The sequence below is a fragment of the Mangrovibacterium lignilyticum genome (genome assembly GCF_010882175.1).
Taxonomy (GTDB): domain Bacteria; phylum Bacteroidota; class Bacteroidia; order Bacteroidales; family Prolixibacteraceae; genus Mangrovibacterium; species Mangrovibacterium lignilyticum.
Map to the genome: position 1 here is coordinate 513,221 of NZ_WKLH01000003.1, position 14,060 is coordinate 527,280.

13 protein-coding genes and 1 tRNA gene are annotated in these 14,060 nt (G+C 42.9%); 12 read left to right on the forward strand and 2 right to left on the reverse strand.

Features of this window, described 5'->3' with window-relative positions:
• Position 1: 1 nt before the first annotated feature.
• Positions 2-790 carry a hypothetical protein gene (locus tag GJV22_RS16420; protein ID WP_163716290.1) on the reverse strand — a complete coding sequence of 263 codons (789 nt, stop codon included), beginning with the start codon at positions 788-790 and terminating at the stop codon, positions 2-4.
• 68 nt (positions 791-858) lie between these two features.
• On the opposite strand from GJV22_RS16420, the gene GJV22_RS16425 reads away from it, so the two are divergent.
• The 10 genes from GJV22_RS16425 to upp all read left to right on the forward strand — a co-directional run bounded on the left by GJV22_RS16425 (position 859) and on the right by upp (position 8,742).
• On the forward strand, positions 859-1,386 hold the full coding sequence (locus GJV22_RS16425; RefSeq protein WP_163716293.1) for a TrmH family RNA methyltransferase: 528 nt from the start codon (positions 859-861) through the stop codon (positions 1,384-1,386).
• 38 nt (positions 1,387-1,424) lie between these two features.
• A complete protein-coding gene (locus tag GJV22_RS16430; protein WP_163716295.1) occupies positions 1,425-2,366 on the forward strand; it encodes a hydrogen peroxide-inducible genes activator in 942 nt (313 codons plus the stop codon).
• A 180-nt stretch (positions 2,367-2,546) separates the two neighbouring features.
• Positions 2,547-2,618: transfer RNA gene (locus GJV22_RS16435), tRNA-Glu, on the forward strand.
• A gap of 36 nt (positions 2,619-2,654) precedes the next feature.
• Positions 2,655-2,906, forward strand: coding sequence for a 30S ribosomal protein S20 (rpsT, locus tag GJV22_RS16440; protein ID WP_163716298.1), 252 nt, complete (start codon positions 2,655-2,657; stop codon positions 2,904-2,906).
• A gap of 112 nt (positions 2,907-3,018) precedes the next feature.
• Positions 3,019-3,708 carry a RadC family protein gene (gene radC / locus GJV22_RS16445; protein WP_163716302.1) on the forward strand — a complete coding sequence of 230 codons (690 nt, stop codon included), beginning with the start codon at positions 3,019-3,021 and terminating at the stop codon, positions 3,706-3,708.
• A 7-nt stretch (positions 3,709-3,715) separates the two neighbouring features.
• Positions 3,716-5,047, forward strand: a complete 1,332-nt coding sequence (locus GJV22_RS16450; protein WP_163716306.1) for a polysaccharide deacetylase family protein — start codon at positions 3,716-3,718, stop codon at positions 5,045-5,047.
• A complete protein-coding gene (locus GJV22_RS16455; protein WP_163716309.1) occupies positions 5,028-5,936 on the forward strand; it encodes a hypothetical protein in 909 nt (302 codons plus the stop codon). Before GJV22_RS16450 ends, GJV22_RS16455 begins: the two co-directional genes overlap by 20 nt.
• A complete protein-coding gene (locus tag GJV22_RS16460; protein ID WP_163716312.1) occupies positions 5,933-6,877 on the forward strand; it encodes a polysaccharide deacetylase family protein in 945 nt (314 codons plus the stop codon). The genes GJV22_RS16455 and GJV22_RS16460 overlap by 4 nt, the downstream gene beginning before the upstream one ends.
• A 26-nt stretch (positions 6,878-6,903) precedes the next feature.
• On the forward strand, positions 6,904-7,941 hold the full coding sequence (locus GJV22_RS16465; RefSeq protein ID WP_163716314.1) for a GNAT family N-acetyltransferase: 1,038 nt from the start codon (positions 6,904-6,906) through the stop codon (positions 7,939-7,941).
• A gap of 138 nt (positions 7,942-8,079) precedes the next feature.
• Positions 8,080-8,742, forward strand: a complete 663-nt coding sequence (gene upp, locus GJV22_RS16470) for a uracil phosphoribosyltransferase (protein ID WP_163716317.1) — start codon at positions 8,080-8,082, stop codon at positions 8,740-8,742.
• Positions 8,743-8,790: 48 nt separating this feature from the next.
• Here upp and GJV22_RS16475 read toward each other — a convergent pair whose 3' ends face one another.
• Positions 8,791-9,585 (reverse strand): class I SAM-dependent methyltransferase, encoded by a 795-nt coding sequence (locus tag GJV22_RS16475; protein ID WP_163716320.1) that lies wholly within the window; start codon positions 9,583-9,585, stop codon positions 8,791-8,793.
• Between the two features lie 68 nt (positions 9,586-9,653).
• Here GJV22_RS16475 and GJV22_RS16480 point away from each other — a divergent pair, with 68 nt between their 5' ends.
• The gene (locus tag GJV22_RS16480; protein ID WP_163716323.1) at positions 9,654-10,127 is read left to right on the forward strand and encodes a regulatory protein RecX; all 474 of its coding nucleotides are present in this window, start codon (positions 9,654-9,656) and stop codon (positions 10,125-10,127) included.
• A 250-nt stretch (positions 10,128-10,377) separates the two neighbouring features.
• Entirely contained in the window at positions 10,378-14,016 is a 3,639-nt protein-coding gene (gene dnaE / locus GJV22_RS16485) for a DNA polymerase III subunit alpha (RefSeq protein ID WP_163716326.1), read from the forward strand.
• Positions 14,017-14,060 lie beyond the last annotated feature (44 nt).

The following is a 14,060-nucleotide window of genomic DNA, read 5'->3' on the forward strand; positions in this document are numbered from 1 at the left end:
GTTAGCCTACTTTCGACTGGAGATTTTTGATTTCTTTTTCCAGTTTTGTTTGAAGTTTTAATGCTTTCGAGAGTGCTAAAGCTTGAACAAAAGCCTGTTTGTCGTAATCTTCAAGGATAATGTAATAATAGCGCTTTCCAAGGAACACGGCCTTGAGATTGCGATCAGCATGCTCAGCGATAAACTTTATCACGCCATTGTCTTTTCCCTCAGCGTACGAAACTTTTTCCCATTTCGTATTCATGAAATCGCTGTGGTAGTTCAAGGGGGAATCAACTGGTACAGTATCTGTTTTCGCTTGCACATCCCCGTCATATACCCGAATGGCAACGTGGTTGAGCCATTGATCTCCATAGTAGTTGCTTGAGATGTAGAGCTCACCTCGTTCGTCCAGGTAAATCTGAATAAACGATTTATTCCACCGTCGCTGAAAATCCTGACGTTTGTGAATGTATTGCGTATACCGGTCAAATTCGGTTTTTTCCTGAATGAAGTTTTTGCTCAATTCTGCGATTTCAGTTTTTACTGTGTCGAGTTGGTCCTGAGCCCGATAAAGCATCTCCCCGTAAACTTTCCTTTTAAACTGGTCGGCAGCAATAATCTGCTGAATGGCTCCTTTGTATAACATTCGCACTGAGTCGGCCGATTGCAATGCTTTCAATGTATCTCCCTGCTGAAAGTATTGCTCCGCTTGTTGTATTTTCTCAGTTGCAAGCTCTTTTTCCGATTTTCCACATGATATGAAATGAATGGCCAGTAAAAAAAGAAGAAAAAAACGGGTTGCTTTCATGGACAAATGATTTAAAATCTTTTCTTTCGTAGTTTCTGAATGCTCAAAGAAACAGAATAATTTTCAGGATGGAAACAAATTCAGTGGCATTTTTTAAGTTACAAAATACACCGGATCTACCGATTAAACCACTCGTTGCTGCATGGAAAGTGAAAAATCCGCAGAATGTGGGTAGCCTCATGCGCTTGGTTGATAATTTGGGAGGAGAGGAGTTGATTTTGCTGGATGATGAGAATGATAAGCGAGAAGCGTCGATTCGAAAAACAGCAGGTTTGAGTTATAAGAACGTGGAACTACACTATAAATCGTCAGAGCAATTTTTTGCTGAAATTCCGGAAGGTTTTGCTGTGTGTGCGATTGAAACATCCGACGGAGCGACGAATTTATTTGAAACTCGTTTGCCGAAGCGAATTGTTTTTCTTTTGGGGAGTGAAATGAGAGGCCTGCCTGAAGCGCTGATCCAGCGTTGCGATCGGGTTGTGTTTATCCCAATGACCGGCAAATGCAAATCGATGAATATATCACATGCACTGGCAGTTGGCTTATTCGAATGGCAGCGGCAACAATTATTTTCTGATACCGCAGCAGGCAAATAGATTTTTTCTATATTTATCAGAAATAAAACAAAAAACCCATGATTACGCTAACCCAGCTTGAGTATATAGTTGCTGTGGATACTTTCCGCCATTTTGGCCGTGCCGCCGAGCATTGCTTTATTACCCAGCCGACACTCAGTATGCAAATCAAAAAATTGGAAGAAGATCTTGAAGTGGTCATCTTCGATCGGAGCAAACAGCCTTTGATCCCAACTGATGTGGGCAAGCGGATTATTGAGCAGTCGCGAATCATTTTACAAGAAACAGAGAAAGTCAACAATATTGTCAAGGATCACAAAAACCTCATTTCCGGAGAACTCAAGATCGGCATAATACCAACTTTGGCGCCTTACTTGCTTCCGCTGTTTATTGGGAACTACAAGCGCAAGTACCCGAATATCCTCATTAAAGTTGAAGAGCTGACGACCGAGAAAATTGTCGATAATTTGCATCGTGACCTTCTAGACGTGGGCATTCTGGTTACTCCGTTGAAAGAAGATCGAATCAATGAGAAGCCGCTTTTTTACGAGGAGATGATGTTGTATGCTCACAAGGACCACCCGTTACACAATAAGGAAGAGGTGAGAGTGAAGGATATTTCGGTTCCGGAGATATGGTTATTGAGCGACGGGCATTGTTTCCGTCACCAGGTCATCAATTTATGCTCGTTCAAAGGCTCCATAAATGAGGATCTGCCTTTTCACTTTGAAGCCGGGTCGTTGGAGACTTTGATGAATATTATCGATAAAGAAGGAGGAATTACATTGATTCCGGAACTGGCTTCTATCGAAATGTCGACTGAACGCTCATTGCATGTGAGGGCTTTCGACGATGTGACGCCACTTCGGGAGGTGAGTTTGGTGTATTCCCGTCACTTTGCTAAAAATAAACTGATTGAATTGCTTTGGCGGGAAATAGTTAACTCAATGCCTCAGAGTTTATTAAATAAAGATAGGGGAACGATTGTTGATTGGAAGTAAATTTTTTTGGAATTTTTGTTTGCAGATTCAAAAATCTTCCATTTCTTTGCATCGCTGAAATCAAAAATGGCGCTGCTAAACGAAGCGGAGCTGGTTTTAGAAAAAAATCCTGAAAAAATTTGGAGACTAAAAAAAAGCAACTATTTTTGCAGTCCCAAAATTAAGGGAAAACAAAATGATGGCCCGTTCGTCTAGCGGTTAGGACGCCAGGTTTTCATCCTGGTAGCAGGGGTTCGATTCCCCTACGGGCTACTTTTAAAAAAAGAAAAACATTGAGGAAATTATAAAATGGCAAATCATCAATCTTCAAAAAAGAGAATTAGACAAGACGACAAGAAACGTCTTGAAAACAAATACTACGCTAAAACAATGCGTAATGCGTTGAAACAATTGCGTGCTGCTACTGAAAAAGAAGCTGCTGTTGCAGAGTTGCCTAAAGTAACTTCGATGATTGACAGATTGGCTAAGAAAAATATCATTCACAGAAATAAAGCTGCAAACTTAAAGGCTAGTATTGCTTCTCATGTGAACAAGTTGTAAGAAATTACTTATACAGCATAGAGAGCCTCTTCAGCAATGAAGAGGCTTTTTTTTTGTTTCAGCAAGTCGGTTTGGTAGAATTTTCATAACTTAGTTTCAAACGACTAGCCTGATGTATAAGAAACTAAGTATCAAAGAGTGGGCAGTGGAAGATCGTCCCCGCGAAAAACTGCTGCAAAAAGGAACCCGATCTCTTTCCGATGCTGAATTAATGGCGATATTAATTGGTTCGGGAAATGCAGATGAATCAGCGGTTGAGCTGGCACGACGTATTTTGGCGGCCGCCGATAATAATTTAAATGATCTTGGGAAAAAGGAAATAAAAGATTTTTTGGCATTCAAGGGGATTGGAGAAGCCAAAGCCGTAAATATTCTGGCGGCTCTTGAATTGGGACGCCGGCGTAAAGAACAAGCTCCTACTGAGAAGCTATCAATCACAACAAGTCAGGATGCTGCCGATTACTTTCGTCCTTTATTGGAGGACTTGCCCATAGAAGAGTTTTGGATTCTGCTTCTAAATCGATCGAACACCATTATCGATAAATTTATGGTGAGCCAGGGAGGCCTTACCGGAACTGTTATAGATGTGCGCATCATTCTGAAAACAGCTTTGGAAAAATTGGCGTCGGCTATGATTTTGTGTCACAACCATCCTTCGGGGAACACTCGTCCCAGCGAAGCAGATCGAAATATTACCCGAAAAATCAAAAATGCGGCTGAACTGATGGAAATTTCAGTGCTCGATCACATTATTATCGCGCATCATCAGTATTTTAGTTTCGCTGACGAAGCACTGTTATAACAGCATTATGGTCATCGTTTATTCTACAAAAGTAACTAACCGCCTGCGATACATCTTCGAACTGTATTTTGAAGAATTATTGAAGGTGCCCGTGAGTTTTACGAGTCAGCGCGATATTTTCGAGAAAGAAACCGCAGTCAAGCTAAATTACTCAAACCTGAAGATGCAGGTTGGGCAAGTGGACTTGCGTCCTCATGGATTGCTTTTTCAAACCGGCTTGGAATACCAGGATTTGTCATCGTTTGCTTGTAATGAACAGTTATGCGTGTTCGCAAGTTCAGCAGATTCATTTTTACCGTTCGATCCATTTGCTGCCGGATTTTTTCTTGTTACCCGTTACGAAGAATATTTGGAACGTCAGTTTGGTAAACACGGTCGGTACCTGTCAAAACACAGCATTTTATCGCGCAATAAGGTGCTCGATCAGCCGGTGGTGAATCAATGGGCGCGTCTGATTGCTCAGAAATTACAGGAGCACGATGCTACTTTTGTCGTTCCGAAGCCGCAATTTGACTTTTTGACGACAATAGATATTGACAACGCCTGGGCCTATAAGCATAAAAGTTTGAGACGCGTGGTTGGAGCAAGTCTGAAAAATTTGTTTTGTGGAAACTTCAGCGAGATTCAACGGCGGTTAAAAGTTTGGAAGGGAGCTGACCACGATCCCTACGACACTTACGACTACATCAGGAATATTTATAAAGAAAACGAGCAATTTCTCCAATTTTTCTTTTTGTTAGGCAAGCCCGGGCGGTACGATCGGAATGTTTCGGCCCGGAACGAAGAGCTGAGGGAACTCATTCGTAAGTTGGCGTCAGAATTTAAAGTTGGTATTCATCCTTCTTTTCGTTCGAATCGGGTCAAACGAGAACTGTTCAGAGAGCGAAAGGTCTTGGAGGAAATTATTGACAGTCCTGTTCATTCAAGTCGACAGCACTATTTGAAGCTCATTCTTCCGGTTACTTACCGCCGGTTGATTAAAGCCGGAATCCGCGAAGATTACACCATGGGATATTCGGAGTGCATCGGTTTCAGGGCAGGAATTGCCAGCCCGTTTTTCTTTTATGATCTGAAAGAAGAGCAAAAGACAAACCTCCGGGTGTTTCCATTTCAAAGTATGGATATTAGCCTGCGCGATTATATGGGGAAGACGCCGGAAGAAGCATTGACACTTCTCAAAAAAATGATGGTTGAAATCAATAAATGCGGTGGAACTTTTATAAGTTTATGGCACAATGAAAGTTTGAGTGATGAAGAACGTTGGGAAGGATGGCGAATGGTTTTTGAGGAGATGACCGCCGACGCAATCGCATTTAGAAATGAGCAACATCAAAATTAAATACTTAAAATACGATGAGGTTGATACCGACAAGTGGGACCTCTGCCTTGCAAATTCACCCAATGCGTTGGTGTATGCACAGTCGTGGTATCTGGATAAACTTTGCCCGGTCTGGGATGCGCTGATTATTGGTGATTATCAGTACATCATGCCATTGACCTTTCGGCGGAAATATGGTTTTAATTATTTATATCAACCACTTTATTGCCAACAGCTGGGCATATTCCCAACGCCAACAAAAGAAATTATTGATGCTTTCTACCAAGAGGCACTTAAACGTTTTTCGTTCGCACAGATTCATCTAAATGCCATGAATTTGCCGGCGCAGGGCATGCAGGTTGAAGTGAGGTATAACTTATTGCTTAAAATTAATGAGCCATACACTGATCTGGCTTCGCGCTATTCGCAAAGCACGACACGAAAACTGAAAAGGGCTTCCCACTACAAACTCAGTTTTATTCGCGGCCTTTCGTTGAAAGATTACCTGGATTTTAAGAAGGAGAACTCGGCCGTCAAATTGAAAAAACAGGATTTGATGATTTTGCATCATCTATTGGCTTTTTCGTTGTCGAGAAATCTGGGGGAGGTTTATGGCGTTTATGATAAAACGAATAAGCTTTGCGCTGCCGTTTTTTTTGTGCGGTATCAAAAGCGGGTGACCTTCCTGAATGCTGCCAGTAGTAAAGAGGGTAAGGAGTTGAGTGCCATGCAGTTTCTGATTGATCAATTTATTGCAATGCATGCCGGTAAAGATTATGTGCTCGACTTTGAAGGCTCAATGATTGATGGTGTTGCTCAGTTGTACAAAGGTTTTGGTGCGAGTCCTGAAACCTATTATTTCCTGGCTTGGAATAACCTTCCGGCTTGGGTAAAATGGTTAAAACGATGAACGATTTTTCACAACAACTTATATCAGAATTGGCAGCGATAACGCCGTTTAATCTACTGACATCCGGTCGGAAACTGCCGGTTTTGCTCCCTTTCTATCATTTAGTTAGCAATGAAGATTTGCCGTGGCGCTCGAATTATGACTATCCTAATTTGAAGCAGTTTGAAACCGACCTCGATTTTTTGCTCAAGTATTTTAAGCCGATCGGGTTAGGGGATTTATTGAAGAAAGATGATCTGTCGAAATGTTTCCATCTGAGTTTTGATGATGGCTTAAGAGAGTGTTCAGAGGTAATTGCTCCCATGCTTAAGCGAAAAGGCGTGCCTGCCAGTTTCTTTATCAATCCGTCGTTTGTTGACAACCGTGATTTGTTTCATCGGTATAAAGCATCTGAGATTACTGCTTTGTTGAAGGCGAAAAATATTCATATCAAATTGCAGCGGACCTACGCTGATTTGGCGACTTTAGATGAGATGGCTGAAGAAATTGGCCTGAACTGGGAGGAGTGGCTACAGGAAAAACAGCCATACATGACATTGGAGCAAATCCGAACTTTGAAGATTGATGGGTTCACCATTGGTTCCCACACGATGGATCATCCAGAATTTGAGTTGCTGGATGAGGAAACCCAGCTGGAGGAAATCCGTGAAAGCATGGAGTGGGTGAACGAAAAACTGAGTCCTGAAATCAAAGCTTTTGCTTTCCCGTTTACAGATGTTGGTGTTTCGGATGAAGTTTTCGAGACCTGTCACCGTGAAAATGTTTATGATATTAGTTTCGGTACAGCCGGAATCAAAAAGGAACGTTTCCCGTTTCATTTTCAGCGTTTCCCGATGGAACACCGTATCGAGCTGAGTCCGAAAATCCGACTGAAACAAGAGTATATGGCCTATCGGTTAAAACAGTTGTTGGGTAAACATGTAGCCAGGAGGTTTAAGTGAAGCTTCAAAAAGTCCGCCTGCGAGAATTGCGCGCATTTGTTGAAAGCGATTGGTTTCAGCGCCTGCCGGTGAAGCCGATTAGTTTGTATCGCGCTGAATCTTATCTCGCTAATCCTCACGCGTTGCCAGATGATCCGCTAATATACTATTGGGACGAAGAAGATAAGATTGTTTCTTTTCGGTCGGTATTTCCAGCAGCTTTTAATCATGAGGAAGAACGTTTTGCCTGGCTAAGTGGTGCATGGACCCAACTTGATTTTAGGAAAAGAGGACTGTCGCTCAGATTATTGGACGAAATATACAAAGATTGGGATGGTCGTTTGGCTGCAACGAATTTTTCACCCAACTCCAGGCGCCTTTACGAAAGATCGACCTTATTGAAGCCTTTTTGTAAAGTGAGCGGAAGGCGATTTTATTTGTTTGTCAATAGTAGAAAGTTACTGGAAGGTCGGATGGGAAACTTGGTTTTTCTATGGCCGGTTATCGATAATATTGCTCGATTATGGGCACGCAACAAACTGCGAAAGCACAGGCTCGAGAAACATCCGAACATCCGATGGGAGAAACATGCTTTCCCGGATCGCGAGTGTATGGAGATGGTTAATCAGCAGCAAAGCGATTACTTGTTCAAAAGGGGAGAGGTTGAGTTGAAGTGGATCTTGTCATATCCCTGGCTATCAACAGACGATCGTACTTTTAAGCAAAGCTACCCATTTAGCTCCTATGCAAAACAGTTTGAAGTTTATACCGTCAAATTTTATCGGGAGGAAAAGTTTCTGGGTTTGCTGATTTACTCCCTTCGCGATGGGCATTTAAAATTGTTGGATCAGCATTTTACGGTGGATTGTAAGGAGGCTGTGGCTCATTTTTTCATCAACGAATCTGTTGCGAAGAGAGTGGAGATGCTTACCATTCTTCATACAGAATTGGCTGAGCGGATCGCCGGGGAGAATAATCCATTCTTGTTTTCTAAAGAATTCCAACACCACATTTATTCGAGTATCAAGCGTTTGCCGCAAAACAGTAAAATTCAGGCGGGTGAAGGTGATTTTATGTGGACTTGAGTTCCCTCCTCCGGGAAAAATTGCGTATTTTCGGCAAAATTTTTTGTTATGGAGCGAGCTATGAAAGCTAAAATCATACGTATGGGTATGAATGCTTTGGTGAGTTCCATGTGGCAGTAAAGAATAAATTATAGACACATGAAAATTCACAACCTCAGCGAGTCAACTTCAATCTTTAATCATTATTTGTCTGAAATCCGCGACGAAGCGATTCAGAAAGATCCTTTGCGTTTTCGCAGAAACCTGCAACGTTTGGGTGAATTGTTTGCATATGAAATCAGTAAAACGATGGATTACAGATTGGCCGATGTAAAAACACCTCTTGGAATTGCCAAAGTTCCGGTATTGGAGCAACAGCCGGTTTTGGCAACTATCCTGCGTGCAGGACTGCCTTTGCAACAAGGGCTGCTTAATGTTTTTGACAGGGCAGAAAATGCATTTATCTCAGCTTATCGGAAGTATGACGAAGAGGGCGAATTTCATATTGAGTTTGAGTACCTGGCGACACCCGATTTGAATGAAAAAGTTGTCATGATCACTGACCCGATGTTGGCTTCAGGAGCTTCGATGGAAATTGCATACAAAGCGATGATGCAAAAAGGAGAGCCAAGCCATGTTCATTTAGTATCAATTATTGCGAGTCGCAAAGGTGTTGATTATGTGAAAAGCAAAGTTAAAGCAAAGAACGTAACACTTTGGCTTGGAGCAATTGATGAGGAGATGACGATGAAATCGTACATCGTTCCGGGCTTGGGTGATGCCGGTGATTTGGCGTTCGGCCCCAAAATTGATTCGCATTAGAGCATTGTTTGAAACCACTATACAAAGCCGGGTTCTTGCCCGGCTTTTTTATTTTCTCTCTGCTCGAATGGCAAACACCATCGGAATCTTTTCGTCTAGATGTTCTATCCTGAACTTGTTTTCACCGCAGGAGATTGTCTTGTTGAAACAGTTGTAGGGAGAGTAGTCAAATTCGTCGAAAGCTAAAATAGTGAGCCCGTTTTTCAGCAGGCTGTTAATTACATCGCTGGTTGGGTGGTTCCAGCCAACAGACTGCAATTCAATTGGTGCATCACGATCGGTATAAGTTCCGGCTTCCGATTCAATAATCGCTTCGCGGTTAAAATAGTGGTACTTAATGTGGTCGAACTGGCTGTCGAAAATCCAAATCAATGGGTGAAATTCAACCAGTAGCAGTTGTCCTCCGGGTTCAAGGAAGCGGGAGATGACAGTAGCCCATTTGTCGAGATCAGGTAGCCATCCAATTACGCCGTAGCTGGTGAAGACGAGGTCAAATTGCTCATCCAAATGGTTGGGTAAATCGTAAAGGTCGCAGCAAATAAACCGGACATCAACCCTACAATCCTTAGCTAATTCCTTCGCTTTTCGGATAGCTTCGTCCGACAAGTCAACAGCTGTAACCTGAGCACCCATACGGGCCAAAGAAATACTATCCTGTCCGAAATGGCATTGTAGATGAAGCACTCTCTTGCCGTTAATATCTCCCATTCGCTCCAGTTCGATTGTTTGTAGCGAAGTTCCTCCTTGTCGGAAATCATCAACCTTATAAAAATTAGACTCGAAATGGATGATTGTGCGAGCATTCCAGAGTTTTCGGTTGATATCAAGATAATTTTTGTCCATGTTGAATTGCAGTATTTTGAAAGGAACGACAAGGTATTAACTTTACACAATGAATGCAACTAACCAGCATGAGTCAATTTAACGAAAAACAAAAAGATGCTTTTGCACGCTTAGCAGCTTTGTGCAGCCGAGCGGAAAAAAGTCCGGGAGCGATTCAGAAGAAACTCTTTCAGTGGGATCTTTCAGAGGAAGAAGCTGACCCGGTGATGCAGCGGTTGTTTGCGGAGAAATACCTCGACGAAGAGCGATTTGCCCGGAGTTACGTGCGCGACAAATTTCGGTTTAACCATTGGGGAAAAGTGAAGATCGCGTTTCAGCTGAAAACTGAAAAAATAGCAGCGTCAGTTATTGAAATGGCCTTGGACGAAATTGATGAAGCTGATTATCGGGAAACAGTTCGAGGTCTGATGAGCGAGAAAATCCGCAAAACAAAAGCCGCCAATCAATACGACTTGAAAGCTAAAGTTTTTCGTTTTGCACAAAGTCGTGGTTTCGAGACTGATCTGGTATTTTCGGTCTTTGAAGAGCTTACCAAGGCATAATCCTGACTTTATTTTCAATTCAAATTTGGTACTTTTGTTGACACAAAAAAAGATCAAATAATCTGGTTCCCCGATTGAACTACAATGATTGAATCCGGGTTGTAGAAAAGAGAGCACGGCTAATTTTTAAGCTTGTTCTTTTTTCACTTTTAATCAACAAAGGTTTCCCCGACCGGATTGAAAAATGTAATTTTAAAGAGAAAGATTTTGCCTTATTAGAGGCTCGTGAAAAAGATTTAAAAGACATAAAATGATTCCATTTACGCATTTACATGTTCACTCGCAATATTCTATTTTGGACGGAGCGGCCAGTGTTAAAGGACTGGTGGCGAAAGCAAAGAAGGACGGGATGACCGCGCTGGCTCTTACCGATCACGGGATGATGTACGGGGTTAAAGAATTTTGGGATACCTGTAAAAAAGAAGGAATCAAACCGATTCTTGGTTGCGAAACGTATGTTGCCAGTCGCACCATCGCCGATAAAAATGATAAGGTCGATCGCTCCGGTGACCACTTGATTTTACTGGCTAAAAACAGAACCGGATACATCAACCTGATCAAACTTATTTCACTCGCATCAACAGATGGGTTTTACTACAAACCTCGTATCGATAAGGAAGTGTTGAAGAAGCACAGCGAGGGGTTGATTGTTTCGTCTTCCTGTTTGGGGGGAGAAGTTCCGCAGCACATCATGAAAACGACTGTTGAGGAGGCTGAGGAAACGATTCGCTGGTTCAAATCTGTTTTTGGCGACGACTATTACCTGGAACTGCAGCGGCATAAATCGGAAATGCCCGAGCTGAACGAACAAGTATATAAATACCAGGTGATGGTTAACGAGCGTGTGCTGGAATTAGCAAAAAAACACCATGTAAAAGTGATATGTACGAATGATGTACACTTCATCAATGCTGAAGATGCTGATGCACACGATTTGTTGATTTGTTTGAATACCGGAAAGGATTTTGATGATCCGAACCGGATGCGATATACCAAACAAGAATGGTTCAAGACCCAGGCGGAAATGAACCAGCTGTTTGCCGATGTTCCGGAAGCCTTGTTCAATACCCAGGAGATTGTCGATAAGGTTGAAGAGTACGAATTGAACTCGTCGCCGATTATGCCTCCCTTCCCCATTCCTGAGGAGTTCGGGACGATGGACGACTACCTGCAGAAATTTGATGAGGCATCCATCATTGAAGAGTTTACCGAGGCGACCATGAACCGGAATGGTGGTTACGAAAAAACGGTCCGGGTAAAGCTCGAATCCGATTATTTACAACATCTGACCTATGACGGAGCTAAAGTACGCTATGGTGATCCGATTCCGGACGATGTAAAAGAACGAATAGACTTCGAGCTCGACACCATTAAGACGATGGGTTTCCCCGGATACTTCTTAATCACGCAGGACTTTATTCAGGCTGCCCGGGATATGGGTGTATTGGTTGGTCCAGGACGTGGATCGGCTGCAGGGGCTGCTGTTTCGTACTGTGTGGGAATTACTAACATCGACCCGATTAAGTATGATTTGCTGTTTGAGCGTTTCCTAAATCCCGATCGTATTTCAATGCCCGATGTCGATATCGACTTTGATGATGATGGGCGCCAAATGGTACTCGACTGGGTAACCGACAAATACGGACAGGATAAAGTGGCTCACATCTGTACTTTCGGAACCATGGCTACTAAACTAGCCATCCGGGATGTGGCGCGTGTTTTAAAACTTCCGCTGCCCGACGCCGACCGCTTGGCAAAGTTGGTGCCCGAAGCGCCAAAAATGACTTTCGCAAAAGCCTACAAGGAAAGCCCGGAACTTGCCGCGGAAAAGAATTCTGACAATCCGTTGGTGCGCGATACCTTAAAATATGCCGGGACTTTGGAAGGCTCTGTTCGTCAAACAGGGGTGCATGCCTGTGGAATTTTGATTAGTCGCGATCCGCTGACCGATCACATCCCGATTATGCCAACCAAGGAAGAGCGTTTATATACAACGCAGTATGACGGCCGTTTTGTGGAAGCTATTGGTTTGCTGAAGATGGACTTCCTGGGGTTGAAGACCCTTTCAATTATAAAAGAAACATTAGAGAATATCCGGCTTTCCAGGGGAATTGAAATCGATATCGATAAAATCCCGATGGACGATGAGAAAGCCTTCGGATTATTTAGCAAAGGCGATACAACCGCGATCTTCCAGTTTGAATCGCCGGGGATGAAAAAGCACTTGCGCAACCTGAAACCAAACCGTTTTGAAGATTTGGTAGCGATGAACGCTTTGTACCGTCCGGGACCAATGGAATACATTCCCGATTATATTGAACGGAAGCATGGTCGCAAAAAGGTGGAATATGACCACCCGATGATGGAAAAATATTTGAGCGACACCTACGGGATTACCGTGTTCCAGGAACAGGTGATGCTTTTGTCGCGTCACCTTGGCGGTTTTACCCGTGGTGACTCCGACTCGCTGCGTAAAGCAATGGGTAAGAAAATTATTGCCATGATGGATAAGTTGAAAGTGAAGTTTAAGGAAGGCTGTAAGGCGAACCCGAAGTTCATGGAAGGCTGTAAGGAGATTGGCAAGGAGAACGAAGTTGATAAGCTGGTTGATAAAATATGGAAAGACTGGGAGGCTTTTGCAAGTTATGCGTTCAATAAGTCGCACTCGGTTTGTTACGCTTATATTGCTTACCAGACGGGCTATTTGAAAGCGCACTTTCCTGGAGAGTTTATGGCGGCCAACATGAGTCGAAACCTGAGTAATATTGTAGATATTACCAAGCTGATGGAGGAGTCGAAGCGGATGGGAATTAATGTTCTTGGCCCCGATGTAAACGAAAGTTTCCTCAAGTTTACGGTAAATAAAAACGGCGACGTTCGTTTTGGAATGGCAGCCATCAAAGGGGTTGGTGCAGGCGCTGTAACCGATATTATCAATACCCGGAAAGAAGGTACATTTAAAGATATTTTCGACTTTGTTGAGCGTGTCAACCTTCAGTCCGTTAATAAGAAAAACATTGAAGGACTGGCCAGTGCCGGGGCTTTCGACAGTTTTGGGCTGAAACGCAGCCAGTTTTTTGCCGGGGCGGATGAAAATGATGCGCCGTTTATGGAGAAGTTGACGAAGTATGGGCATCAGATCCAGGCAGAAAGTAACAATGCGATGCAGTCGCTGTTCGGAGAGGTCATGTCGGCGCAAGCCGTTAAAAAACCCGATATTCCCAATGTCCCGGAGTTTGCAAACCTGGTTTTACTTGAAAAAGAAAAATCATTGATCGGCATTTATTTATCATCGCATCCGCTGGATGAGTACAAACTGGAGCTCGACAACTTTGTAAGCCGTGAGTTTAGCTTAAAAGACCTGAATAACAATATTAATGCGCTTCAGGGACGCGAGATTACTTTTGCCGGTATGGTAACCGAAGCTTTTGAAACGGTTGGCAAAACCGGAAAACCATACAGTAAACTGACATTGACGGATTATGACGATTCCTACACGATTTTCTTCTTTGGAAAGGATTATGTGGAGTTTGGAAAATACTGCAAACCCAATATTTTTATCATGGTCAAGGGAGTTGTTCAGGAGAGCTTTCGGGGAGGACTGGAGTTTAAGGTTCGGCATGTTGAGATGCTTGAGGAAGTTCGCAAAAACCAGGTAAAAACAGTGACCGTAGAAATGGCTGTTCAGTCAGTCACCCCGGAATTGATCCAGAATATTGAGACGTTGAGTCGGCAAAACAAGGGAACCGCATTGCTGAAGTTTAATTTGTGGGATACCGAAACAAAAACAGTCGTCAATCTGTTTTCAAGGAACACTCGGATAGAAATGAACCGGGAAATTGAAACTTTTTTGAGAGATAACGAAAATCTCTCGTTTAAAATTAATTAGTTTTGCATTGGAAATGAATACGAAGGAATTTCGTTAATCCGACA